The organism is Streptomyces sp. NPDC043853 (genome assembly GCF_056436025.1).
In genome coordinates, this window is sequence record NZ_JBWKDJ010000001.1 from 529,653 (window position 1) to 554,825 (window position 25,173).

General features: G+C 73.9%; 19 protein-coding genes, 1 tRNA gene and 1 pseudogene. 10 read left to right on the plus strand and 11 right to left on the minus strand.

The genetic code is table 11. The features are described 5' to 3' along the window. Window positions 1-63: 63 nt before the first annotated feature. From AC067U_RS02290 to AC067U_RS02300, 3 genes are all read right to left on the minus strand, one after another. Window positions 64-837 (minus strand): bestrophin-like domain, encoded by a 774-nt coding sequence (locus tag AC067U_RS02290; RefSeq protein WP_478827699.1) that lies wholly within the window; start codon window positions 835-837, stop codon window positions 64-66. A 61-nt stretch (window positions 838-898) separates the two neighbouring features. Further along, window positions 899-2,080 (minus strand): hypothetical protein, encoded by a 1,182-nt coding sequence (locus tag AC067U_RS02295; RefSeq protein ID WP_478827700.1) that lies wholly within the window; start codon window positions 2,078-2,080, stop codon window positions 899-901. Window positions 2,081-2,247: 167 nt separating this feature from the next. Beyond that, on the minus strand, window positions 2,248-2,667 hold the full coding sequence (locus AC067U_RS02300; protein WP_478827701.1) for a DoxX family protein: 420 nt from the start codon (window positions 2,665-2,667) through the stop codon (window positions 2,248-2,250). A 142-nt stretch (window positions 2,668-2,809) separates the two neighbouring features. Between AC067U_RS02300 and AC067U_RS02305 the strand changes: the two genes are divergently transcribed. Together AC067U_RS02305 and AC067U_RS02310 are read left to right on the plus strand one after the other, a co-directional pair. Continuing rightward, a complete protein-coding gene (locus tag AC067U_RS02305; protein WP_478827702.1) occupies window positions 2,810-4,096 on the plus strand; it encodes a sensor histidine kinase in 1,287 nt (428 codons plus the stop codon). Beyond that, window positions 4,084-4,767: a response regulator transcription factor gene (locus AC067U_RS02310; RefSeq protein WP_478827703.1), complete on the plus strand. Its 684-nt coding sequence runs from the start codon at window positions 4,084-4,086 to the stop codon at window positions 4,765-4,767. The genes AC067U_RS02305 and AC067U_RS02310 overlap by 13 nt, the downstream gene beginning before the upstream one ends. Before the next feature lie 1,200 nt (window positions 4,768-5,967). Here the strand turns inward: AC067U_RS02310 and AC067U_RS02315 are convergent. Both AC067U_RS02315 and metG read right to left on the minus strand, forming a co-directional pair. After that, a complete protein-coding gene (locus AC067U_RS02315) occupies window positions 5,968-7,398 on the minus strand; it encodes a glycosyltransferase 87 family protein (RefSeq protein ID WP_478827704.1) in 1,431 nt (476 codons plus the stop codon). Between the two features lie 188 nt (window positions 7,399-7,586). Continuing rightward, window positions 7,587-9,311, minus strand: a complete 1,725-nt coding sequence (gene metG, locus AC067U_RS02320) for a methionine--tRNA ligase (RefSeq protein ID WP_478827705.1) — start codon at window positions 9,309-9,311, stop codon at window positions 7,587-7,589. A gap of 301 nt (window positions 9,312-9,612) precedes the next feature. Between metG and AC067U_RS02325 the strand changes: the two genes are divergently transcribed. From AC067U_RS02325 to AC067U_RS02335, 3 genes and pseudogenes are all read left to right on the plus strand, one after another. Further along, window positions 9,613-10,158 carry an RNA polymerase sigma factor gene (locus AC067U_RS02325; protein ID WP_478827706.1) on the plus strand — a complete coding sequence of 182 codons (546 nt, stop codon included), beginning with the start codon at window positions 9,613-9,615 and terminating at the stop codon, window positions 10,156-10,158. A gap of 983 nt (window positions 10,159-11,141) precedes the next feature. Beyond that, window positions 11,142-11,885 (plus strand): annotated as a pseudogene (locus AC067U_RS02330) (IclR family transcriptional regulator domain-containing protein); the annotation flags it as partial. Window positions 11,886-12,283: 398 nt separating this feature from the next. Next, window positions 12,284-13,093: a class I SAM-dependent methyltransferase gene (locus AC067U_RS02335; RefSeq protein WP_478827707.1), complete on the plus strand. Its 810-nt coding sequence runs from the start codon at window positions 12,284-12,286 to the stop codon at window positions 13,091-13,093. A gap of 71 nt (window positions 13,094-13,164) precedes the next feature. On the opposite strand, the gene AC067U_RS02340 is transcribed toward AC067U_RS02335, so the two are convergent. Continuing rightward, window positions 13,165-13,252 (minus strand) — tRNA-Leu (locus tag AC067U_RS02340). A 265-nt stretch (window positions 13,253-13,517) separates the two neighbouring features. Here AC067U_RS02340 and AC067U_RS02345 point away from each other — a divergent pair. After that, window positions 13,518-14,690, plus strand: a complete 1,173-nt coding sequence (locus AC067U_RS02345) for a low temperature requirement protein A (protein WP_478827708.1) — start codon at window positions 13,518-13,520, stop codon at window positions 14,688-14,690. 90 nt (window positions 14,691-14,780) lie between these two features. Here the strand turns inward: AC067U_RS02345 and AC067U_RS02350 are convergent, their stop codons facing one another. Continuing rightward, entirely contained in the window at window positions 14,781-15,731 is a 951-nt protein-coding gene (locus AC067U_RS02350) for a beta-ketoacyl-ACP synthase III (RefSeq protein ID WP_478827709.1), read from the minus strand. 210 nt (window positions 15,732-15,941) lie between these two features. On the opposite strand from AC067U_RS02350, the gene fdhD reads away from it, so the two are divergent. Then, on the plus strand, window positions 15,942-16,793 hold the full coding sequence (gene fdhD / locus AC067U_RS02355) for a formate dehydrogenase accessory sulfurtransferase FdhD (RefSeq protein ID WP_478827710.1): 852 nt from the start codon (window positions 15,942-15,944) through the stop codon (window positions 16,791-16,793). 28 nt (window positions 16,794-16,821) lie between these two features. Here the strand turns inward: fdhD and AC067U_RS02360 are convergent, their stop codons facing one another. Then, complete coding sequence (locus AC067U_RS02360; RefSeq protein WP_478827711.1) at window positions 16,822-17,241, minus strand: NAD(P)H-dependent oxidoreductase subunit E; 420 nt, start codon at window positions 17,239-17,241, stop codon at window positions 16,822-16,824. 86 nt (window positions 17,242-17,327) lie between these two features. Beyond that, complete coding sequence (locus tag AC067U_RS02365) at window positions 17,328-18,404, minus strand: bile acid:sodium symporter family protein (RefSeq protein ID WP_478827712.1); 1,077 nt, start codon at window positions 18,402-18,404, stop codon at window positions 17,328-17,330. Between the two features lie 132 nt (window positions 18,405-18,536). Here AC067U_RS02365 and AC067U_RS02370 point away from each other — a divergent pair, with 132 nt between their 5' ends. Further along, window positions 18,537-19,394 carry a LysR substrate-binding domain-containing protein gene (locus AC067U_RS02370; RefSeq protein WP_478827713.1) on the plus strand — a complete coding sequence of 286 codons (858 nt, stop codon included), beginning with the start codon at window positions 18,537-18,539 and terminating at the stop codon, window positions 19,392-19,394. Window positions 19,395-19,556: 162 nt separating this feature from the next. Here AC067U_RS02370 and AC067U_RS02375 read toward each other — a convergent pair whose 3' ends face one another. Both AC067U_RS02375 and AC067U_RS02380 read right to left on the minus strand, forming a co-directional pair. Then, window positions 19,557-20,987: a hypothetical protein gene (locus AC067U_RS02375; protein WP_478827714.1), complete on the minus strand. Its 1,431-nt coding sequence runs from the start codon at window positions 20,985-20,987 to the stop codon at window positions 19,557-19,559. 530 nt (window positions 20,988-21,517) lie between these two features. Then, window positions 21,518-21,658, minus strand: a complete 141-nt coding sequence (locus tag AC067U_RS02380) for a hypothetical protein (protein WP_478827715.1) — start codon at window positions 21,656-21,658, stop codon at window positions 21,518-21,520. Between the two features lie 240 nt (window positions 21,659-21,898). Between AC067U_RS02380 and AC067U_RS02385 the strand changes: the two genes are divergently transcribed. Beyond that, window positions 21,899-23,779: an AMP-dependent synthetase/ligase gene (locus AC067U_RS02385; protein WP_478827716.1), complete on the plus strand. Its 1,881-nt coding sequence runs from the start codon at window positions 21,899-21,901 to the stop codon at window positions 23,777-23,779. 99 nt (window positions 23,780-23,878) lie between these two features. Further along, window positions 23,879-25,162, plus strand: a complete 1,284-nt coding sequence (locus AC067U_RS02390; protein ID WP_478827717.1) for an ABC transporter substrate-binding protein — start codon at window positions 23,879-23,881, stop codon at window positions 25,160-25,162. Window positions 25,163-25,173: the final 11 nt, after the last annotated feature.

The window sequence follows — 25,173 nt, forward strand, 5'->3', positions numbered from 1 at the left end:
GCCCGGGCGCCGCCCTGCGGAGGCCGCGCGCCCGGGCGTGCGGGGCGCGTACGGCCCGGCGGGCTACAGGGCGCCGACGGCGAGGACCGCGGCCGGGAACAGGTCCTGGAACGGCGCCGCCGAGTCGATCCCGTCCCGGCCGTAGGGAGCGTCGAGGCTCCACACCAGGAACAGCAGGAACACGATCAGCGCGGTGAACAGTCCGGCCAGCAACAGCTCCCGGCCGGACTTGCGGATCTGCAGCGTGAAGATCAGACCGATCGTCACCACTCCCCCGGTGAGCAGCCCGAACCACACCACGCCCGGCAGCGTCTGCTCCGAACTGCGGGAGTGCCGGGCGTCGTCGGCGGCCGCGATGTGGTCGAGCAGGGGCTGGTACGCCTGGGACTGGAGCTCGGTGGTGGGCGTCTGGTGGGTGACGTCGGTGCGCAGCTTCGCGAGCAGGGCGGCCCCCTCGTCCGAGGGGGTCTGACCGGCTGTCAGCCGCGGCCAGTCCACGCTGACGGTGTGGGCGACGTACGCGTCCACCTCCCCGCGGATGCGGTCGCGTACGGCCTCGGGGTAGACGTCGGCGCGCTGGGTGACCTCGTACAGCGCCTGTGCCTCGTCGCGCACGCTGTCCTCGGCGGCGCTGCGCGCCTCCCACACCCCGGCGATGGCCAGTCCGAGCACGATCGCGTAGACCACCCCGACCATCATCGTCATGTACTCCATCACGTCCGGGGTTTCGCTGGTGTCCTCCTCCTCGGCGACCCGGCGGTGCCGGATCGCGGTGAACGCGAGGACGAGGGCGCAGCCGAGCGCCATGGCGATGGCCAGGACCAGCCATTCGGACACGGGAGGACTCCTGTTCTGGAGGGGTGGGGGCACATGGGCCGGGGTGGCGGAGTGGCAGGTTTCAGGCGCCGCGGCTCTTGGAGCGCGGTCGCAGGGCGGCGGCCGCCAGCACGGCCGGGGTGGTGACCACGACCATCAGCATCATGGTCGACAGGCCGTCGGGTCCGCGGCGCTGCAGCGCGGCCGTGCGGTAGTACGGGCGCCACAGCGGCTGGGCCGCCGGTGCCTCGGGCGGCGGCGCCGAAGCGGGTGGCTCGGGGGCGGGTGGCTCGGGCGTTTCGGGCGCCTCGGATGCCGGTACGTCGACGGGGGCGGGAGCGGGAGCCGGGGCGGGCTTGGGCGGCGGGCCGGGCGCGGGCTCCGGCGCCGGCCCGGCCGGCAGCACCGGTACGGGCTCGGCGGGGAGGGCCACCGGGGGTACGCGTGCGGGAACGCGCGGGGGCGCGGGGGCGGGGTCGGGGGTGCCGGGCACCCCGACGACGACGGACGGGGTGTCCGGGCCCGGCCCGGGGCCGCAGGTCCCCGCTCCGGCCCCGGCCGCCGGGCCCGCGGCGACGCAGACCGACCCGTCCGGACCGGACACGTCCACGGTCACCCGCCCGGGCCCGGTGCTCACCTCGACGGCACCGTCGGGACGGACCGTGGGGCCGGCCGGGGCCGCGGGAGGCGCCGGAGGGCTCACCTCGGTCCCGGCGGGCTCGGTCACGGGCACCGACACCGACACCGGCACGGGCTCCGGCACCGGCTCCGGCACGGGCTCCGGCACCGGGGCGGCCGTCGGCACGCCCGCGGCGGGCGGGCGGCAGGGCACGCCCGGTGACGCGGCCGGGCCGTGGGAGCCCGCGGAACCCCACGCGGACTCCGGAACGCCCGGGATCTCCGGAACGCCCAGGGTCTCCGGTCCGGCCGGGTCCCCCGGGACGACCGGACCCGTCGCGCGGGGCCGGTGGTACACCCAGACCCCGCCCACCGGGGCCGCCGGCACGGCCGTGGCGGCCCGGCGCGGGTGGTGGCGGTGCACCGACACGCCGTCGCCCGCCGTGACGCACGTGGTGGTGCCGTCCGGGCCCTCCGTGGACACCCACACCCGGTCGGGCGCGACGAAGGCGGCGGTGCCGTCCGTACGGCCGACGGGTGTTCCGCCGGGGCCCCCGTCACCCTCCGCGGCGGCCGCCGCGAACCCGTGCAGCGGGCACAGCACCACCGCCAGACCCGTCCCGGCCCACAGCTGCCAAGCGGTCACCGCGCGTCCACCCGTCTCCTCGGATCCCCTGTCGAACGGTCCCTCCCGCTGAAGAAACGATCACGACGTCACGACGACACGCACCCCACCCCGGATGGGGCCATGGCAGAGTGCGCGCCGGTCCTCGGCCCTTGGTCACCGGGCCCGGGACCCCGGACCCCGGGCCCTCAGCTGATCGAGAACAGCGGGCCGGTGAGCATCAGCCCCAGGTCGTGCCCGGCGTACGCGAAGAAGGCGAACAGGACCAGGGCCGCGCCGCCCAGCGCGGTGTCCTTGAGGAAGTGGATCCGCTCCTGCATCCGGTTCTGCGGGTCGCTCTCCCGCCAGAAGGCGTGCATCACCAGGGCCGTCGGGATGCAGAACGCGGCCAGCGCCAGAGCGCCGAGGTCGGCCCACACCCCCAGCAGCACCATCAGTCCGCCCGCCGCCATCAGCAGACCGCTGGCCAGGGTGGCCGCCCCGGCCATCGGGACGCCCTTGGAGGCCGCGTATCCGGCCATGGCCTTGGTCTGTGTCAGGTGTCCCGCGGCCGAGGCCAGGAACAGCAGCACGAAGAGCACCCGCCCGATGAGTACGACGACGTCCATCGCAACCTCCGATGTCACGGTGCGTGTGCCCGGTCTGCCGGAGTTCATCCGTCACGGTGCGTGCCCGGCACCCCGACCGCCGGAGAACCCGGTGACGTAGGCTCGGGACGCCCCCTCCCCGCCGCGCCGAAGGACCGTACACATGCCCGAACCGCCCGTCGCACTCGGGCAGGTGGTACGGAACGGGCCCCGCGGGTTCCTGCTGTCCCCGTGGCCGCTGCGGTGCTGGGCCCTGCTGGTCTCCGGGGCGCTGGTCGGGTACGTCGTGCTGACCGCGCTGGCCGTACTGGTCGGCGCCGGGCTGGTGCTGTCCCCGCTGGGCATCGGGCTGGTGCTGCTCACCGCCGCGGTGGCGGGCGCGGTCCCGGTGGGCGCACTGGAGCGGAGACGGCTGCGGCTGGTGGAGCGGGAGCCTGTGCCGGACCCGCACGTTCCGCTCGCCGGGGCCGGGCCGGCGGCCTGGCTGCGGACCCGGCTGCGGGAACGCGCCACCTGGCGGGAACTGGGGTACGCGGCCCTGCTCGGGCTGGTGTTCGGCCCGGCCGGGTTCGGGGTGGCCGCGCTGCTCGCGTTCTCCGGCATCCTGGTCGCCACCCCGGTGATCGTGTGGGCCCTCGCACCGGAATCGGTGATGCTGATCCCCGGCCGGGCGGTCTCCGGGCCCCTGGAGGGGCTGGCCGGCACCGCCGCCGGGCTGCTGGGGCTGGTGGTGGCGGCGTACGCGGCCGCTCTGCTGGCCGGGGCCCAGACCGGGGTGGCGCGGGCGCTGCTCGGGCCGCGCGAGGAGGACGCCCGGGTGCTGGAGCTGACCCGGTCACGGGTACGGCTGGTGGACGCCTTCGAAGCGGAACGGCGGCGGATCGAACGAGACCTGCACGACGGGGCGCAGCAGCAGTTGGTGGCGCTGAGCATGACGCTGGGCCTGGCGGAGCGGGAGCTGCGCGGGGTCCCGGAGGCCGGCGGGGCCGCGGAGCTGGTGGCCCGGGGCCGGGCCGAGGCCAAGCAGGCGTTGGCCCAACTGCGGGACCTGGTGCGGGGCATCCACCCGCAGGTGCTGTCCGACCACGGGCTGGCGGCGGCGGTGGCGGAAGTGGCCCTGCGGCATCCGGTGCCCGTCGCGGTCGACCTGGACGGGGTGCCGCGGCTGCCCGGACCGGTCGAGGCCACCGCGTACTTCACGGTGACGGAGGCCCTCGCCAACGCGGCGAAGCACAGCGGCGCGTCGAGGGTCGAGGTCGGCGGCCGGGTGGCGGACGGCACACTGACGATCACCGTGACGGACGACGGCCGCGGCGGTGCCGATCCGGCCGCCGGGGCCGGACTGGCGGGCCTGGCCGACCGGTTGGCGGTGCTGCGGGGCAGACTGGTGGTGTCGAGCCCGGTGGGCGGGCCGACGGTCCTGCGTGTGGAGGTTCCGTGCTCCGGCTGATCCTGGCCGAGGATTCCGTCCTGCTGCGGGCGGGTCTCGCGGAGGTGCTGACCCGTAGCGGACACGAGGTGGTCGCGGCGGTCGGTGACGCGGAGTCACTCCGGCGTGCGGTGGCGGAGGAACGGCCCGACGTGGTCGTCACCGATGTCCGGATGCCGCCGGACTTCCGCGACGAGGGTCTGCGGGCGGCTCTCGAACTCCGCTGCGCCGACCCGTCGTTGCCGGTGCTCGTGCTGTCCCAGTACGTGGCCACGGCGTACGCGGCGCGCCTGTTCGGCGGCGATGGCGGTGGCGGCGGCCGTGGCCGCGTCGCGGGCGGGCTGGGCTATCTCCTCAAGGACCGGGTCGGCGAGGTCGACGAGTTCCTCGACGCGCTGGAGCGGGTGGCCGTCGGCCAGACGGTGCTCGACCCGGAAGTGGTCCGGGTCCTCATCAGCCACCGGTCCGCGGAACACCCGCTGGCCCGGCTCACCCCGCGCGAGCGGGAGGTCCTGGCCCTGATGGCGGAGGGCCTCAACAACCAGGCCGTCGCGGCCCGCCTGTTCGTCACCGAGGCCGCCGTCGTCAAACACGCGAGCAGCATCTTCGCGAAGCTGGACCTCGACCCGGCGGAGGGCAACCGCCGGGTCCTGGCCGTCCTCGCCCACCTACGCGGCTCCGCCCCCGCCTGACCCCTGCGCTCCGGGCGGGCCCCACCTCCCCCGAGGCGTGGGCGGCCTCCGCCGAGGCGTGCGTTGCCTCCGCCGAGGCGTGCGTTGCCTCCGCCGAGGCGTGGGGCGACCTCCGCTGAGGTGTGGGCGGCCTCCGCCGGAGGTGTGGGCGACCTCCGCCGAGGTGTGGGCAGGCACCTCCGCCGGAGGTGTGGGCAGGCGTTCCGCAGGGCGGAACGGGTGGGCACACCGGAACGCCGCCCAGCGGGCAGCGCTCCCGCCCCACCGAAGCGTTGCCTCGGCTCCGCCGCAGCCGCAGCGCCGCCCGGCCAGGGCGGTGGCTCCGCCGGACCCGGCACAGCCCCGAGCGCAGCTCCGCCCGGACGGGGTCCGAACGCAGCCGGACCGGGGCGGGGGAAGGCTGCGCGAACCCTCGCGGGACCGGGGTGCCGTGTGCCCACCCGTGCCGCCCTGCGGCACGACTGCCCACACGGCCGGCGGGGTGGGCCGGCGCGCCCGCGCCCACACGGCCGGCGGGGTGGGCCGGCACGCCCGCGCCCACACGGCCGGCGGGGTGGGCCGGCACGCCCGCGCCCACACGGCCGGCCGCGGGGGGCCGGCGCGCCCGCCCCACGGCCGTGGCAACGGCCGGCACCCCCACGGCGACGGGCGCCGGCACGGTGGCACGCACGACGGCCGCACTCACACGCCACGCCGCCAACGCGCAGCGAACGCAGGACGGTGCCACGCTGGAACGGACGTCGCCGCCGCGACGGGCCCGGCGATCGCCCGGCGATGGCCCGGCGATGGCCCGGCGGGACGCCCGCGCCGCAGCGCGCCGAGCCCGGGCCGGCCCCCGGGCCGGTTCCCCTCACCCCCGTGGAGCAGAACCATGACCCGTGCACGCACGAGGGCCCGCGCCCTCCTCGCAGCCGCCGTCCTGGCCGGCTGCACGGCCACCGCCGGACCGGCCATGGCAGCGGCCGCACCGGAAGCCGCGTCCGCCGCCCCCGCCCAGCCCACCGCCCCCTGCCGCAACAGCCAACTCGTGGCCGACGGCGCCGAGCGCCAGGGCGCCACCCGGTTCCGGATCACCGTCCTCAACGAAGGCCCGACAGCCTGCACCCTCAAGAGCCATCCCACCTTCGCCCTGGCCGGCCAGGGATCCCCCGACCGGAACAAGCCCCTCACCGTGCTCCGCCAGGGCACCGCCCGTACGGTTCAACTGCCCGTCGGAGGCATGGCCGCGACCACCATGTCGTTCGTCCCGGTGCTCGGCGAGGCCGACGGGTACTGCGCCTCCGGTGCCGAACCGTTCGCCGCGCCCTCGCTGGTCGTGGGCGTCGCGGGCGGCCTGCTCCAGCTGGCCCCGGACGACGGCGGGAACTTCGCCCTCTGCGGCACCACGGTCCGGGCCACCGCCTTCCGCCCGGCCTGACCGCCCACCCGACCGGCGACGACGCGGGAGACCGACGGCCCCCTCGCCCCGCCCGCCCACCGGGCCCACAACACCAGCAGTACCGGAAGCGCCAGGTAGCCGAAGCGCCCGGCCGGGGCGAGCAGGAAAGCCACCGTCAGCCCGGCCGCGAGCCGGTCCGCGGCCGCGACCACCGTCCGCGGCGGCCGCAGCACCAGCGACAGCGCCACCGCCGCGCCGCCGACGAGCAGCAGACCCACCGTCAGCCACCAGCCGTACGGCAGGAGTTCGGTGATCAGCCGGCCCGGGAGCGGACTGCTCGCCGGGGTCGGAACGTCAGCCCGCCCGGCCGGGAAGGCGAACACCTGTCGGACCAGCTCGCGCGGCTGGAGGAGCACGGCCGGCAGCACCGGTACGGCCGTCCCGGCCACCGCGAGCGCCCCGCACCGGACCGCCGCGCGCCACCCGTGCACCGCGGCCAGCAGCACCACCGCGACCGGAACGGCGGGCCAGGCCGTCCACTTGAGCGCGCACACCCCGGCCAGTACGGCCCCCGCGAGCACCGGCCGCCCGGCCGCGGCGGCGGCCAGCGCCAGGCAGCACAGCCCGGCCAGCGGCAGGTCCACCCCGCTGACCGCCAGTGGCAGCGCCACCACCGGGGAGGCGACCAGCGCCGGAGCCGCCCCCCGCAGCCCCGGCCCGCGGGCGCCCAGCAGCCGCCGGCCGCCCCACATCCCGCCGAACAGCGCCGCCGCACACCACATCCGGGCGTCGCCCAGCAGCCGCGGCACCCATCCGTCGGCGCCGAGCACGGCCCGGGGCAGGCCGAGCAGGGCCATGCCCGGCAGGTACGGGTTGTAGTCCGCGACCGGCCCGGGCCGCTCCACGTAGGGCGTGCCGGACTCCAGCAGCAGCCGCCCGGACCGCTCGATGACGGCCACCTCGGACTGCCCCTGGCCGGTCAGCACCAGGTACACCAGCGGTACGACGACGGCCCCCAGCAGGGCCGCCCCGAGGCCGGTCCGGGGGCGGCGCAGCAGGGTGGCGCCGGCCGCGGCCAGGTACCCGGTGCCCGCGCACCAGCCCCACAGGCGGTGCGGCGGCAGCTCCGAGACGAGGGGGAAGGACAGCGCCCACCCGGCCGCGAGCAGCCAGCCGAGGGCCCACCACGAGCGACCGGAACGAACGGAACGACCGGAACGACCGGAACGATGCGAGCAACGGGAGGAGTCCATACGGCCATTGCAGCCGCCGGCACCCGGCGGGGTCTGCACACCCAGGTGGACACTTCACGGTCGGGTTTCCCCTACCCCGGTGAACTCCGCCGGAGGCGGCCCGGCCCTCCCCGCCCTGGACATGGAACGCCCAGGGGCGCGACCCCGCGGTACGGGTCGCGCCCCTGGGGACGTCACTGCCGGCGGGCTCAGGCCTCCGGCGAGCCTCCGAAGCGCTCGCGGTAGGACTCCAGGTCCTCCTCGGCGATCCGCGCGAAGAGCACCGGCGGCACGGTGAACGGGGTGCCGGCCGGGACCGCGTCCAGGGAGCGGGCCTGCTCCGGGGTCACCCAGGTCGCGGTGTCGTCGGCGAGCTCGAACGCCGAGCGCATGACGCGCGCCGAGGCCGGGATGAAGGGCTCCGAGACCACCGAGTAGAGGTGGATCAGGTTCATCGCCGTGCGCAGGGTGAGGGCCGCGCCGTCGAGGTCGGTCTTGACCTCCAGCCAGGGGGCCTTCTCGTCCAGGTAGGCGTTGCCGGCGGACCACAGGGCGCGCAGCGCGGCCGCGGCCTTGCGGTACTGCAGGGTCTCCATGTGGCCCTCGTACTCGGCCAGCAGTTCGGCGATCTGCTCGCCGAGCTTCGCCTCCACCTCGCCCGCCGGGCTGCCCGCGGGGACCTCGTCGCCGAACTTCTTTCGGGAGAAGGTGAGCACGCGGTTGACGAAGTTGCCGAGGGTGCCGCCGAGGTCCTTGTTGACCGTGGCGGCGAAGTGCTCCCACGTGAAGGAGGAGTCGTCGGACTCGGGGGCGTTGGCGATGAGGAAGTAGCGCCAGAAGTCGGCGGGCAGGATCTCCAGCGCCTGGTCGGTGAAGACGCCGCGCTTCTGCGAGGTGGAGAACTTGCCGCCGTAGTACGTCAGCCAGTTGAAGGCCTTGACGTAGTCGACCATCTTCCACGGCTCGCGCACGCCCAGCTCGGTGGCCGGGAACATGACCGTGTGGAACGGGACGTTGTCCTTGGCCATGAACTGGGTGTAGCGGACGTCCTGGGCCTCGAACCACCAGGACTTCCAGTCGCGGTGCTCGCCGTCGGCGGGGGCGGCGTCCGACCACTCCTTCGTCGCGCCGATGTACTCGACGGGCGCGTCGAACCAGACGTAGAAGACCTTGCCCTCGGCGGCCAGCTCCGGCCAGGTGTCGGCCGGGACCGGGACGCCCCAGTCGAGGTCGCGGGTGATCGCGCGGTCGTGCAGGCCCTCGGTCAGCCACTTGCGGGCGATGGAGGAGGCCAGCTGCGGCCACTCGTCCTCGTGCTGGGCGACCCACGCCTCGACCTCGTGCTGCAGCTTGGACTGGAGCAGGAAGAGGTGCTTGGTCTCGCGGACCTCCAGGTCGGTGGAGCCGGAGATCGCCGAGCGCGGGTCGATCAGGTCGGTCGGGTCCAGCACGCGGGTGCAGTTCTCGCACTGGTCGCCGCGGGCCTTGTCGTAGCCGCAGTGCGGGCAGGTGCCCTCGACGTAGCGGTCCGGGAGGAAACGGCCGTCGACCGGCGAGTAGACCTGCCGGATCGCGCGCTCCTCGATGAACCCGTTCTTCTGCAGCTGCCGGGCGAAGTGCTGGGTGATCTCGCGGTTCTGCTGCGAGGAGCTGCGGCCGAAGTAGTCGAAGGACAGCTCGAAGCCGTCGTAGACCGCCTTCTGGGCCTCGTGCGCCTGCGCGCAGAAGTCGGCGACGGAGAGGCCGGCCTCCTTGGCGGCGAGCTCGGCCGGGGTGCCGTGCTCGTCGGTGGCGCAGATGTACAGGACGTCGTGGCCGCGCTGGCGGAGGTACCGGGAGTACACATCCGCCGGAAGCATCGACCCGACCATGTTGCCCAGGTGCTTGATCCCGTTGATGTACGGAAGCGCGCTGGTGATCAGGTGTCGAGCCATCCTCGGATGCTCCATTCATATATGCGGTGTGTGACCGGTCGCGAAGGGGCTCATGGTATCGAACCGCTGGACTGCGCCGGTCCGCGGTCCGCCGGTCGGAACCGATCAGCGGGCGGTCATCACCGAACGTAATGCCACCAGTGTCCTTCTCTGTACACTCCGTGACCCCCGAGCGTTGTCATGGTGGAGGCCTATGCCTCCCGTGTCCCGAGGGGAAGGTGGAACGTTGACCGATGGTGGACCGGAGGAGTCCAGTGGGGTCGTGGGTTTGCCCAGCCGGCGACAACGGCAGCCCACGCCCATGAGTCAGTGGCAGCCGAGCGCACGACTGTCGTACTGGGCCTTCCACACGGATCGGCGGCCCGCGTACATGAGATTCGCGTATCTCCAGCTCGGCTCGGACGACGACGCGGAGGACGCGGTGGACGCCACGTTCGAAGCGATCATGAACGAGTGGCTGCGGATGCTGCACATGGACCGACTGGAGGCCTACGCCTGGACGGTGCTCAAACACCGGATCGTGGACCAACAACGCAAACGGAACCGGCGTGCGACGCCGATGGACATCACGGCCTTCGAGGCGGCCCTGAAGGAGGCGGCCGTCGATCCGTACGAGGTGCTGACCGACACCATCCGCTTCTACTCCGCGGTGTCCCGCCTGGCCGAGCGCCAGCGGGACGCCGTGCTGCTCCGGTACGGACTGCACTGCACCACCGGTGAGGCGGCCGCGGTCATGGGCGTGGAGGAGGCCACCCTCCGCTCCCATCTCAGCCAGGCCCTCCGGCGGCTCGCACGACTGCTCGACACGCCCGGTTCCGGGGTGCGGGGCGAGGAGCAGGAGTCATGAACGACCGGTACCCGCCGCACGGCGCCCCCCGGCCCCGCTCGCTCGCCGAGTTCCTGGCCCGGGCGGGAGTCCGCGACCGCTACCCGCATTACGACCTCGCCGCCGCGGAGGCGCGGCTGCTGCGCGCCCGGGCCGCCAGGCCCGGGTCCTGCGCGCGCCTCTCCGGCGGTTCCGACCCAGGCACCGGGCCCGGCCCGGACCCGGTCCGGGCCGCCTGGAGCGACCCGGCGCAGGACGCCCCGGTGGACGCCGAGCGCGCCTGGCGGGACCTGAAGGCACTGAGCATGGCCGCGGTGTGCGCGCCCGGGGCGGTGTCCGACCTGGCCGCGTTCATCACCGGCGGGCACACCGACCTGGACGGCGCACAGGTCTTCGCCTGCCTGCTGCACCTGGCCGGGCTGCGGGACGGGGCCCGGTTCTGGTGGCAGTTCACCGCCGGATCCGGCAGCGAGCAGGGCGCGTACTGCCTGTTCCTGGACCACTCGCGGCGCGGGGAGCACGAGGACGCCGCGATCTGGGCGCAGGAGCTGGTGCGCGGCGGCTTCACCCCGCCGACCACTCGCGAGGCACGCGAACCTCTGGTCCACGGCCAGACCGCGGTCCGCAGATACGTCGTCCAGCTCGACGACGCCGACCTGGGCCTGGTGCCGCTGCCCCGCCGGGGGCTGGAACGTGCCCTCCCCACTCTGGTCCCGGCAGCGGCGTCGACAGCGGCAGCAGGAGCCGCAGCAGGAGCGGCGCCGACGGCCACGACACCGGCGCCCGGGGCCGCCGGACCGGGGCCGGGTCCGCAGACCGGCCCGGACGCGGCTCCGGCACCGAGATCCGGTGCGGGTCCGGCACGGACCGGCCACACCGGCCCGCCGAGCCCACCGCACCCCCGGCACTCCCCTTCCCCTTGCGCTTCCCCTCCGCCGTCCGCTTCTCCTTCCCCCGGCCCGCTACGGCACCCCGCGCTGACCGCCGCGGCGCAGCGGACCCCCGTGAGCGACGGCGGAACCCGCTCGGCGGAGGAGGCGCGGCGCGCGCTGGACCTCGTGCACGCCCTGCAGCGCCACCCCCAGGGCGTACCCGGCGACCGGCTGGGCCGGGAGGCCGGCCTGACCGGCCCCGAACTCGGCCGGATGCTGGCCATGCTGTGCGAGGAGCAGTTCGCCCACCGCACCGCGCAGGGCATCCTCACCCCCGGACCGGCCCTGGAACGGCTGGCTGCCCCCGGCGGACACGGCCTGGCGGCCCAGCTCCAGCACACCCTGGCCCTGGCCCGGGACAGCGCCGGAGCGGCCGTGTACCTGAGCCGGTACGCGGAGGGCGAGGTCCGGATCACCCAGATGGCGGACGGCCCGGCCGCACCGCCGGTCGAGGAATGGTTCGACTTCAGGATGGCCGCGCACGCCAGCGCGGTCGGCAAGTGCCTGCTCACCCAGCTCGACCCCGACGGCCGGGCCGACCACGTGGCCCGCCACAAGCCGGCCCGGCTGACCGCCCACACGATCACCGACAGCCGGGTGCTGTTCACCGCGCTGGACTCGGTGGCCCCCGGCGACCCGGTCTTCGACCTGCGGGAGTACTCCCCCGGCGTGGTCTGCTCGGCGGTGCCGATCGCCACCGGCGGCGAGGCCGGCTCCCTGGCCCTGTCCCTGCCGGCCGCCCACGCCCACCGGCTGCACGCGGCCACCGGCGCCCTGCGCCGCAAGACGGTGCCGGTCCTGCTGGCCCTCCTGCTGACCGGCGCCTTACCCCCGGACGTCGCCCCCGCCGCCCGGACCGGCCCGGACGCCCTCCGCCACCTCCGCAGCGTCTTCCGTACCCCGCTGCCGGCGCGAGGGCCCTCGGCCACGGGCCCCCACCTGGTGAGCGACCCGGCCTCGGATACGGCCTACCTCTTCGACGCCCCGTACCCGGGCGCCGACGAGCCCACCACCTTGGCCCTGCCGCACGCCTTCACCCCGTTCACCCCGTACGAACGCTCGGCCCACCTGCTCGTCCTGGGCATGTGATCCCCACCCCGCGGGAGGCCCGTCCTCCCGCGGGGCGCTCGCGGCGGACCCGAGCGGGTGAAGGGACCGCGCCGTGCGCCGGTGGACATGCGCTCACGGCAGTCCGCGGGCGTAGCGTCCGGGCCATGACTGAGGTGCCCCATGGTGGTTCCCGTGCGACGGGGAGTTACGACGATGTGCTCGGTCACGCCAATCCGTTGGAGGCGGCGCGGCTGCGGGCGTTGACCGACGCGTTCGATCCGGAATCCGAGCGGCGGATCGGGGAGCTGGGGCTGCCGCCGTCGGCGCGGTGTCTGGAGGTGGGGGCGGGGACCGGGACGATCGCGCACTGGCTGGCCGCGCGGTGTCCGGACGGGCAGGTCACCGCCACCGATCTGGACCTCAGCCTGATGCCCGCGGGCGGGCCGGGGAATCTGCGGGTGCTGCGGCACGACGTGACCGCCGACGGGTTTCCCGAAGGGTCCTTCGACCTGATCCACGCCCGGTGCGTGCTGATGCACCTGCCGCAGCGCGAGCACGTGGTGGAACGGATGCGCCGTTGGCTCGCCCCCGGCGGGACCGTCCTGCTGGAGGAGCTGTCCAACTTCCCCTGTGCGGGCATGCCCGCCACCTCGGCCCTGCGCCGCGGCATCGAGGCCGCCTGGGGGCTGCTCAGCGCCTCGTACGGGATGGAGCCGAATTGGGGGACGCGGGCGCCGTCCGTCCTCCACCGCTCCGGCTACCGCGACGTGTCGGTGGAGGCGACCCTGCCGACCACCACCCCGCACGCACCGGTCTCCGAGCTCTACCGACTGTCCCTGATCACACAGACCCCCGCGCTGGTGGAACGCGGCCTGCTCAGCGAGGCCGAGATCGAGGCGGCCCTCGCCGAACTCCTCGACCCGGCACAGGTGTCGTTCCCGATCGCCCACGTCGCCGTCGCCGGACGACGCTGACCTCCGCCGCAGCACGGACCGGAACAAGGGCCCGAACGCAAAGGAACCCCAGCCGAAGCTGGGGTTCCCGCTGGTGTCCGAGGGGGGACTTGAACCCCCACGCCCGATAAAGGGCACTAGCACCTCAAGCTAGCGCGTCTGCCATTCCGCCACCCGGACCGGTGGTCGGCCCCGGTTTCCCGCGGCGACATGGACAACAATAGCAGGGGTTCCGGGTGCTCCTCGACCACATATCCCGTGGTCAGCTGCCTGCGGCGGTCCTGGTGAGGCGGAGCGGGCCCTGCAGGTCCGTGCGCGGGCGCCGGGGCGCGAGGGCCTCGGGCGCAAGCCGCAGGACCGGCCCGGATGTTGGTACCCGGTGGACAGGAGGCACGGCAGGCCGGTCGGATAACTGTCGACCATTGATCCGGGGGGAGTCACACCGATGGAAACCGAGCACCGCGTCAGCACGTTGGAGCTTTTCTTCGACCTCGTCTTCGTCTTCACCGTCACCCAGCTGACCGTGCTGCTAGCCGACGACCTCACGTTCCGGGGGTTCGGGCAGGTCGTGCTGATCTTCACCGTGCTGTTCTGGATGTACGGCGGCTACGCGCACCTGACCAATCAGGTGCCGCCCGACCGGACCGGACGGCGGGTGGCCCTGATGGTGGCGATGGGCGCGTTCCTGGTGTGCGCGCTGGCCGTGCCCACCGCCTTCGGCACGGGCGGGATCGCGTTCGGGCTCGGCTACCTGCTGGCCGTCCTGGTGCACGGCGCCCTGTTCACGCAGGCGCACGGCCGCGGGGTGGTGTGGTTCGCCCTGCCCAACGTGCTCTGTGCGCTGGCGGTGACCGTGGCCGGGGCCTTCGACGGCGGGCCGGCGGTCGCCCTGTGGGTACTGGCGCTGCTGCTCCAGTTCGCGACGCCGGTGATCGTGCGGCGGGTCACGGCCCCCGGGCAGCGCGGCCGGGACGAGGGCGAGGGCGGTCAGGACGCGGCCGGGGAGACGGTCGGTGAGCAGTTGGGCGGGATGAGCGCCGGGCACCTGGTGGAGCGGCACGGGCTGCTGCTGATCATCGTCTTCGGCGAGTCGGTGATCGCGATCGGTATCGGGGTGGGCGGCCTGCCGCTGACCTTCGGTATCGCCGGTGGCGCCTTCCTGGCGCTGGCAGTGGCCTCGGCCCTGTGGTGGATGTACTTCGTGGGCGACGAGGGGCGGGCCGAGGAGGTCTTCGCCGAGACGCGGCCGGAGCGGCGTTTCAAGCTCGCGATGCTGGCGTACTACTACGCCTTCCTGCCCATGCTCATCGGCATCGCCGTGTTCGCGGCGGGGGTGAAGAAGACCATCGGGCACCTGGGCGACCACCTGTACGCCGGGCCGGCCGTGGCCGTGGCCGGCGGGGTGGCGCTGTTCCTGGCCGGGGACATCATGTTCCGCCGCGTGCTGGGCATCGGCGCGGTCCGGTACCGGGCCGTGGCGCTGGTGCTCGTCCTGGCCACGGTGCCCGCAGGGATGCGGATCGGCGGTGCGTCGCAGCTGGTGGCGCTGGTGCTGGTGCTGGTGGGCGCGCTGCTGGCGGAGCGGCGGGGTGCGGCTGCCCGGGCCTCCGCGCGATAGCCCGCCACGGTGCGGGAAGCCCGGCCGGCCGGTGCGCGTGCCGGGCCGGAACCGGGTGGACCGCCCCGTACGGGGGCCCGGGCCCCGGCCTCACGGGCAGCTGATCACCTGGCCGGCGTACGACAGGTTGCCGCCGAAGCCGAAGAGCAGGACGGGCGCTCCGGACGGGATCTCGCCGCGTTCGACCAGCTTGGACAGGGCCATCGGAATGCTGGCCGCGGAGGTGTTGCCGGAGTCCACGACGTCCTTGGCGACGACGGCGTTGACCGCCCCGATGCGGGCGGCGAGCGGCTCGATGATGCGCAGGTTCGCCTGGTGCAGCACCACGGCGGCGAGTTCCTCCGGGGCCGTGCCGGCCTTCTCGCAGACCTGGCGGGCGAGGGCCGGCAGCCGGCTGGTGGTCCAGCGGTAGACGGACTGGCCTTCCTGGGCGAACACCGGCGGGGTGCCCTCGATGCGAACGGCGTGGCCCATCTCGGGGACCGAGCCCCACAGCACCGGGCCGATGCCGGGCGCCTCGCCGGGGTCGCACGCCTCGACCACGGCGGCGCCCGCCCCGTCGCCGGTCAGCACGCAGGTGGTGCGGTCGGTCCAGTCGGTGACCTCGGTCATCTTGTCCGCGCCGATCACCAGCGCGCGGGAGGCCGAGCCGGCCCGGATGGCGTGGTCGGCGGTGGCGAGGGCGTGGGTGAAGCCGGAACAGACCACGTTGAGGTCCATCACGGCGGGGGCGCCGCCCATGCCGAGCCGGGCGGCGACCCGGGCGGCCATGTTCGGGGACCGGTCGATCGCGGTGGAGGTGGCGACCAGGACCAGATCGATGTCGTCGGGGCCGAGACCGGCGCCGGCCAGGGCCTTGCCGGCGGCCTCCGCGGCGAGCACGTCGACCGGCTCGTCGGCGCCGGCGACGCGCCGGGTCGTGATGCCGACGCGGGACCGGATCCATTCGTCGCTGGTGTCGACCAGGGCCGCGAGGTCTTCGTTGGTCAGCGCCTTGGCTGGCTGGTAGTGCCCCAACGCCACCACGCGTGAACCGGTCATGGGCGGATTTCCCCCTCGTACGACTGCAGGAATGGTCCAGCTTGGCCTGCTACCGGTGGGTACGGGTGCGTGTGAACCGACAGGATTCGACCATCCGAATTTGGAGAGTCCCGAGGCACGTGGTGGCGTAAAGGACAATGGGTCCGGATATCGGCGTCGTGCGCGACCGGGGGCGTCGGGCGCGACAAGGGAACGGACGGACTGATCGCCATGGGACGGGTCACCGAACGCCGGCGCGTGGTGCGCGTCCGGGGCGGCGCCGCCGGGGTGCGCCCCGACACGCTCGTGGCGGAGGAGCCGCTGGAGATCCGGCTCAACGGCCGGCCGCTGGCGATCACGATGCGCACCCCGGGCGACGACTTCGCACTGGCGGTGGGTTTCCTGGTGAGCGAGGGCGTGCTGGGGGCGGCCTCGGACGTCGCCGCCGTCACGTACTGCGAGGGCGCCGGCGAGGACGGGTCCAACACCTACAACGTGGTCAACGTGCGGCTGGCGGACGGGGTCCCGGTCCCGGACATCTCGCTGGAGCGGAACGTGTACACCACCTCCTCCTGCGGGCTGTGCGGCAAGGCCAGTCTGGACGCGGTACGTACGGCGACCAGGTTCGGCGGGGGGCTGGCCGAGGACCCGGTCCGGGTCAGTGCGGAGCGGCTGGGCGGGTTCCCGGACCGGCTGCGGGCCGCCCAGAAGGTCTTCGACCGTACGGGCGGGCTGCACGCGGCGGGCCTGTTCACCCCGGACGGCGAACTGCTGGAGCTGTGCGAGGACGTGGGCCGGCACAACGCGGTCGACAAGGTGGTCGGGCGGGCGCTGCGGAACGGCCGGCTGCCGCTCGCGGGGACGGTCCTGCTGGTGTCCGGCCGGGCCTCGTTCGAGCTGGCGCAGAAGGCGGTGATGGCGGGGATACCCGTCCTGGCGGCCGTGTCCGCGCCGTCCTCGCTGGCGGTGGACCTGGCGGCGGAGAGCGGGCTGACGCTGGTGGGCTTCCTGCGCGGCGCCGACATGAACATCTACGCGGGCGAGCAGCGGATCCTGCTGGAGCCCGCGCCGGCTTCCGCCTGACCTCGTCCCCCGCTCTCCGGGGTTCTCCTCAGCGGCGGCGTGACCGCCGCTTGGCCGGCTCCGGCGCCGGGGGTTCGATGCGGTGGAGGTCGAGGCCGGGGGGCGGGGTGGCGGTGCCCGGGCCGCCGGCGAGGGCCCAGCCGATGATCTCGTCGGTGGCGGTGTCGTCCAGGACCCAGCCGAACCAGGCCGCGCGGGCCCCGCGCCGGCGGGCCTCGGTGGTGGGCTGCACCACGATCACGTTGGCCTGGGCGCACGGCCCGAGGCAGTCGACCGTGCGGACCGCCAGGCGCCCGTCGGAAGCGGTCGCGGCGGCCTGGAGGCGGGCCAGCTGGGCGGCGTGGTCGGTGCCGGGGTTCTTGCGGACGGTTCCGCAGCAGCAGCCGCGGCAGACCACGAGGGTGCAGGGGCGCGGGCCGTGCGCGGCGAGGGGGCGTATCCAGGTCACTACCGAACGGTAGCTGCTGCCGGGCCCTCCGGGTCACGGTGGGGCGGGAGTTGGGGCCCGGGCGCGGCGGGGCCGGCGGCTCCGGCCTACGGGACCCGCTCGGCCTCCGGGACCCGCTCGGCCTCCGGGAGCTGCTCGGCCTCCCCGACCGGCTCGGCCTCCCCGACGAGCTGCCGCTCCCCGACGAGCTCGGGCTCCGGGTCCCGTGCGCGGCGGCGGGCCAGCACCGCGCAGACCATCAGCTGCATCTGGTGGAACAGCATCAGCGGGAGCACGGCCAGGCTCGCCTGGGCCCCGAACAGCACGCTGGCCATGGGAAGTCCGGCGGCCAGGCTCTTCTTGGAGCCGGCGAACTGTATGGCGATACGGTCCTCCCGGCCGAAGCCGAGGCGCCGGGCGCCGTACCAGGTGGCGCACAGCATCAGCGCGAGCAGTACGGCCTCGACGAGCATGAGCGCGCCCAGCCGGGCCGGGCTGACCTGCCGCCAGACCCCGGCGGCCATGCCCGCGCTGAACGCGGCGTACACGACGAGCAGGATCGAGCCGCGGTCGACGTAACCGAGCACCTTCTTGCGGCGGACCACGAAGCCGCCGACCCACGGGCGCAGCGCCTGGCCCAGCAGGAAGGGCAGCAGCAGCTGGAGGACGATCTTCAGCAGTGAGTCGAGGGAGAAGCCGCCCGCGCTGCGGCCGAGCAGGGCGGCGGCGAGCAGCGGGGTGAGGAAGATGCCCGCGAGGCTGGAGAAGGAGCCCGCGCAGATCGCGGCGGGGACGTTGCCACGGGCGATCGAGGTGAAGGCGATGGAGGACTGGATGGTGGAGGGGACCAGACAGAGGAAGAGCAGGCCCTTGTGGAGGGGGGCGCCGAGGAGGCCCGGGACGAGGGCCCCCGCGGCCACTCCGAGCATCGGGAACACGAGGAAGGTGCAGGCCAGGACGGTGAGGTGGAGCCGCCAGTGGCGGAGTCCGTCGAGGGCCTCGCGGGTCGAGAGGCGGGCGCCGTAGAGGAAGAAGAGCAGCGCCACGGCGCCGGTCGCGGCTCCGCCGGCGACGGTGGCCGCGGTGCCCGTGGCGGGGAACAGGGCGGCGAGGCCGACGGTGCCGAGGAGGGCCAGGACGTACGGGTCCAGCGGCAGCCAGGACGGGATCTGCGGGCGGCGCATGTGTGGTGCTCAGCTCATCCGGTGGGTGGGGCGGGGTCCACTCCATGGTCGCCGGACCCGCGGTGATCGGGAACCCCGTTCACCGCTCTGACTGCCATCACGGATCGAGATGACCGGCGTAGGGTGAGCGGCATGTACGACCCTGTTCAGCTGCGGACCTTTCTCACGGTGACGCAGACCCTCAGCTTCACCCAGGCCGCTGCGCGGCTCGGCGTACGGCAGTCCACGGTCAGCCAGCACGTGCGAAGGCTGGAGGAGGCGACGGGGCGGCCGCTGTTCCTGCGGGACACGCACAGTGTGGAGCTGACCGAGGACGGCGAGGCGCTGCTGGGGTTCGCGCGGACCATCCTGGCGGCGCACGAGCGGGCGGCGGCGTTCTTCGCCGGGACGCGGTTGCGCGGGCGGCTGCGGTTCGGGGCCTCGGAGGACTTCGTGCTGACCCGGCTGCCGGAGATCCTGGAGGGCTTCCGGCACGAGCATCCCGAGGTCGACCTGGAACTGTCGGTGGAGCTGTCGGGCACGCTGCACGAGCGGCTGGACGAGGGGCGCCTGGACCTGGTGCTGGCCAAGCGGCGCGGGCCGGGCGACGAGCGCGGCCGGCTGGTGTGGCGGGACCGGATGGTGTGGATCGGGGCGGAGGGGCTCCGGCTCGACCCGGACCGGCCGGTGCCGCTGATCCTCTTCCCGCCGCCGGGGATCACCCGGGCCCGGGCGCTGGAGGTGCTGGAGCGGGAGGGGCGGGCCTGGCGGATCGCGTGTACGAGCGGCAGCCTGAACGGGCTGGTCGCGGCGGCCCGGGCGGGGCTGGGCGTGATGGCGCACACCCGGGGGCTGATCCCGCCGGGCCTGGTCCGGGTGCCGGGCCTGCCCGAGCTCGGCCCGGTGGAGTTCGCGCTGCTGCGCGGGCCGGGCGGCACGGGTGGCCCGGCCGCGGAGGCCCTGGCCGCGGCGATCCTGTCGGGTGGGGACCGGCTCAGCCGGCCGGCTTGAGGCCGGTCCCGCGCCGCCTGGCCCCACGCCTTGCGTATCCCGCACCGGACGCCGCCTCTCCGACCCGGATCCGCCGGCCCTGCCCCCGGGGCGTACGGATCACGAGCGTCCGGGCCGTTTCCTTCGGCCCCCCTCCGCTTCCCCCGGGCTCCGTCGGAGCCGTCAGGCTGGACCGAGTTCCGGGTCACGGGTCGCACGGACCTCCCAGCGGCCCGTCCGGTCGGAGAGGTCCGCCCGGCGCCGCACCAGCAGCACGCAGGCCGCCACGGCCACGACCGCGGCGAGTGCGGTCGTCAGCCACGCGGCCAGCCAGGACATCGGCAGCATCAGCACGAGGACGACCAGCGCGTAGGACAGCGCCATGCCCCCGAGCCAGGGCCAGTGGGCCCCCGGCACCACGACGGTGGGCCACGGGGAGGGCCATGTCCGGCGCTCCGGGTCGGGCTGTACCGGAGTGGCGGGCTCCATGACCCGCTGGAATTCCTCGCGGTCCATCTTCAGGAGCGCTACTTCCCCCTCGTCCGTGACGAAGGCGACCGGCTGCTCGCCGTTGCGGATCAGACGCCAGTTCCGGGCACCGCACAGCCAACCGGGCCGTTCTCCCATGCGCGCGGCGAGGAGGGCGAGCCCGGCCGGCTCGAGGTTCGGGTTGCCGATCAGCAGCTCGGAACCGTCCTCGAGCGCGAAGCGCAGCTTGTGGTCCGAACGCACCCGGACCGTGCCGTCCACCGTTCCGAACGTGGTGTGTTCGTTCCGCCGGGCCGCGACGATCCGCGCGCGGACGGCGGGCAGCGCGGCCCCGGCGGCCGCGTCCGCGCGGAGGGTCCGCAGGACGGGATCGGACGGAGGGATCCTGATGAACAGCAGCGACCCGAAGAAGGTGAGGACGGCTCCGACGCCGAGGCCGATCCAGGTGGTCACGGGCGTGCGGGAGAACATGAGCGGAGAGTCCGACTCCAGGTACCGCTCGACATGGCCGGGGCCGTCCACGACGCCGCCCAGTTCGGGCGCCGTCGGGGCGTGCAGCACCTGGACGGACGCGCCTCGGAAGCGCCCGGAGGCGGATACGATGTCCGCGCTTGCCACCTCCAGTCGCCTGGTTCCCGTGCTGCCGCCTCCGGGGCCGGGTCCGGGCACCTCGACGATGACGTCGACGGTGCCCGCGGCCTCCTTGTACGGCTTCTTCCTCACCCGGTCGACCTCGACGACGGTGCCCTGCGTGACTTCGGCTCCGGCCTTCTGTATCGCCGCGATCCGCTTCAGGTCGTCGCCGTCCGGTCGGCTCATCAGCTCGGTGACGGCGGCCGTGGCGGGCAGTAGCACGACCACGGTCAGCAGCAGGGGGAAGAAGTCCCGGAACGGCCGTTTCCAGGGCAGCTTCGCGGGCGGCGCCGGCACCGGTTCGACCTGCCGCGGTGGCGTGACCGGGATCGGCCGGGAGGCCGACCAAACCCACCCGGCGGCCAGCGCCAGGGCCACCGCCCCGAGTACGACCACGTCCGGCCGGTACACCGACATGCCGACGTTGAACAACAGTGTCCACAGGGCCAGCGCCGCGAACAGCAGCGCGCCCCCACCCGAAGACCTGGTCACCCAGGCGTTCCTCCCCATGATCCCGAAGTTACCAACTCCGTTGCTCGCGAAGACGGCCCGGGGAGGATGGTGATCACCGCCCGCGGGATCGGGCCAGGCGGCGGCCCGTTCTCAGTCCTGCGCCGGCCCGGGCGCCGCAGGTCCGGCGACCGCTGGGGAGGGAACTGCCTTTCCGGGGCGCGGGACGACCTCGAAGGGGGTGTCGAGTGCCCACAGGAAGGTCCCTGCGGGGAGGCAGTTCTCCTCCCGGCGGTTCCCAGGCCGTCGCAGTGCTCGGCCTTGAGCGTGAACGAGACGGTGGAGGTGTGCGGGCCGACGCTCAGGGACTTGAGCGGCTGGGACACCGCGACGGAGAACGGGAGCCCGGTGGGGTCGACGAAGCCGGTCCGCAGGACTTGGTTGCGCTTGAAGGTGACGGACTTCTCCTGTGCCGTGCCGCGGTCCTGCGTGTACGTGGCGCTGACGAACTTGGCGTTGAAGTCGTTGATGGGGTTGGGCCGGGAGGGCCGGTAGCCCGCCGGATGGGCGGGCTACGCGGCGGGAGCGGAAGCAGGAGCGTGAGCGGGAGCGGTGGCCGTGGTCCGGGAGGCGCCGGCGGCCGTGCCCGCCGCCGCGGTCGCGAGCAGGCACGGGACCAGGGCGGCCGTGGCGAGGGTGCGGGCTCGGTTCACCGGCGATCACCTTTCGGACGGGCGAGGGGACTGCCGTCAGCCGACCACGGCGGGCGTACGCGGCCCGGGCGGCAGGGCCGTGGGCGCGGCCGGACGGCCGTGTCGATCACCCGTGTGGCGGGGAGGTGGAAGAGGGTAAGGAGCGAGATGACGTACCCGCCGCCGGGGTGAGTGGATCTCGTGGAGGTTTCACCGAACCGTGCTGGTGGACGCGGGTGTACCGATAGCGTCACCGGTCCGATGCGGAGAGGAGCGGGGGCCTTGCGCGAGTACAGCGTTCCACCAGTGGTCACGGAGGCGCCCGCCGGCGGGCTGGCCGATGCCGTCTTCCAGCATGCCCGGAAGGACCCGTCCGGGGTGGCGCTCGGCCGGAAAACGGAGGGGGTCTGGCTGGATGTGACCTCCGGTCAGTTGTGCGCGGAGGTGCTGGCGCTGGCCAAGGGGCTGCTGGCGCAGGGCGTGCGCTTCGGGGAGCGGGTCGCCATCATGGCCCGGACCCGGTACGAGTGGACCCTGTTCGACTTCGCGCTGTGGGCGATCGGCGCGCAGCCCGTGCCGGTGTACCCGACCTCCTCGGCCGAGCAGGTGCACTGGATCCTGCGGGACGCGGAGTGCGTGGCCTGCGTGGTCGAGGACGAGGACCAGGCGATGACGGTGGGCTCGGTCATCGACCGGCTGCCGCACCTGCGGCGGCTGTGGCAGCTGGACACCGGTGCGGTGGCGCGGCTGGTCGCGGACGGCGCGGAGGTGGACGAGGAGGTCGTGCACCGGCACCGCCGGGCGGTCACGCCCGATTCCGTGGCGACGGTGATCTACACCTCGGGGACCACGGGCCGGCCGAAGGGCTGTGTGCTCACCCACGGCAATTTCATGTTCGAGGCGGACACGCTGGTGAAGCGGTGGGAGTCGGTGTTCGCCCCCGGGCCAGGCGGGGAGGCGTCCACGCTGCTGTTCCTGCCGCTCGCGCACGTCTTCGGGCGGATGGTCGAGGTGGCCGCCGTACGGGCGCGGGTGAAGCTGGGGCACCAGCCGGTGCTGACGGCCGCCGAGCTGCTGCCGGACCTGGCGGCGTTCCGGCCGACGTTCATCCTGGGCGTGCCGCACGTGTTCGAGAAGGTCTTCGCGGCGGCGCGCCGGACGGCCGAGTCGGAGGGGCGGAGCGGTCCGTTCGAGCGGGCAGTGGAGGCCGCCGTACGGTACGCGGAGGCGCGTGAGCAGCGGGCCTTCCGCACGGGGCCGGGGCCGTCGGCTGCGCTGCGGATGGAACACCAGCTGTTCGAGAAGCTGGTGTACGGGAAGGTGCGGGCGGCGCTGGGCGGCCGGGTGCGGTACGCGATGTCGGGGGGTTCGGCGATGTCGCGGCGGCTCGGGCTGTTCTTCGAGGGTGCCGGGATCAGCGTGTTCGAGGGGTACGGGCTGACCGAGACCTGTGCGGCGGCGACTGCGAACCCGCCGGGCGGGACGAAGTACGGGACGGTGGGCCGGCCGATCCCGGGTTCGTCGGTGCACATCGCGGAGGACGGGGAGGTGTGGCTCTACGGGAGGCACGTCTTCTCCGGGTACCTCAACGATCCCCGGTCGACGGAGGCGGTGCTGCACGGCGGCTGGCTGGCCACCGGGGACCTGGGGCGGCTGGACGGACAGGGGTACCTGACGATCACGGGCCGGAAGAAGGACATCCTGGTGACCTCCAACGGCAAGAGCATCTCGCCGGCGCCGCTGGAGGAACGGGTGCGTTCGCATCCGCTGGTGTCTCAGTGCGTGCTGGTCGGCAATGACCGGCCGTACGTGGCGGCCCTGGTCACCCTGGATCCGGAGGCGGTGGCGCACTGGCTGTCGATGCGGCGGCGTCCGCAGATGACCCCGGCCGAGCTGGTGGCGGACGCAGAGCTGGTGGCGGAGGTACGGCGGGCGGTGGTGGCGGCGAACACCCTGGTCTCGCAGGCGGAGTCGATCCGGGACTTCCGGGTACTGCCGGAACAGTTCACCGAGGAGCGGGGGCTGCTGACCCCGTCGCTGAAGCTGAAGCGGCGGGCGATCGAGACGGCGTACGAGGCCGAGGTCACGGCGCTCTACCAGCCTGCGGGGCGGGGCGCCGATATCGCCGACCGCCGTCGATAACGGTTTCTGACTGATCGTCACTCCGGCTGTGCAAGTTCTTGACGGTCCGTCAGGTCGCGCACAGAATGCGGGAATTCCGACCGGAGGGGTGTACCCGACATGTTGCGACCGATCCGCATCCGCATCCGCACCCTGGCCGCCACGGCGGCGGCCCTGGCCCTCGTCTCCGCCTGCAATTCCGCCTCGAACAGCGGCACCGATCCCGGCAAGGGCGGGTCGTCCTCCAGTCAGTTCTACCGCGGCGTCACCGACGACTCGATCAAGGTCGGCGGCATCGTCTCGATGACCAGCAGCAGCGGCTACAGCAAGAAGGACACCGACCTCGGCGCCCGCGCCCGCTACATGAGAGCCAATGCCGAGGGCGGCGTCAACGGGCGGAAGATCGACTACATCGGCGCCGAGGACGACGGCCAGGACCCGGCCAGGAACCTGGCCGCGGCCCGCAAACTCGTCCAGCAGGACAAGGTGTTCGCGGTCGCGCCGATGAGCTCGGTCACCTTCTCCGGCGCCGACTTCCTCCAGCAGGAGAAGGTCCCCACCTTCGGCTGGGGCACGCTGCCCTCGTTCTGCGGGCCGACGTACGTCTACGGCTTCAACGGCTGCCTGGTGCCCAGCCCCGGCGGGACGATCAACCAGACCTGGCCCGAGGGCATCGCCACCGTCCTGGGCGGCGCCAAGGGCAAATCGGTCGCGATCATCGCCAACGACAGCGACGCCGGCAAGTTCGGCATCCGGACCTTCCAGCAGGGCTTCACCAGCGCCGGGTTCGACGTCGCCTACGCCAAGGCCAGTGTGCCCGCGACGGCCGTGCCCAGCGACTGGGCGGCGTACGTGAAGGACATCCTGTCCAGTGACGGCGGCAAGGCCCCGGACGCGGTCGTCTCGGTGATGCAGACCCCGAACAACATCGGCCTGTTCACCGCCCTCAAGCGGGCCGGGTACAAGGGGGTCCTCTCCGACCCGACCGACTACGACCCCGGGCTGCTCGCCAAGGACGCGACCCGGCAGGCCCTCGACGGGGTGCACGTACTGCTCCAGTTCGAGCCGTTCGAGTCCAAGAACCCGGCCATGGACCGGTTCAAGGCCGACATCAAGGCCGCGGCGGGCGGCAAGGACGTCCCCCTCAACATGCACATGCTCACCGGCTACATGTCGGCCGACCTGTTCCTCGCCATCGCCCAGAAGGCCGGCAGGGACCTGACGGTGACCCACTTCCAGAACGCCGCACAGGACTTCTCCGACACCGGAACCCTCGTCGGCGACCGAAAGCTGCCCAAGGGGCAGAAGGACAGCTTCGGCTGCGGGGCGCTGGTCCAGCTGAAGAACGGGACGTACGAGGTGTCCGTGCCGTTCAAGTGCCACGAGCCCATCCCCTTCAAGTAGCCAGGGGCAGG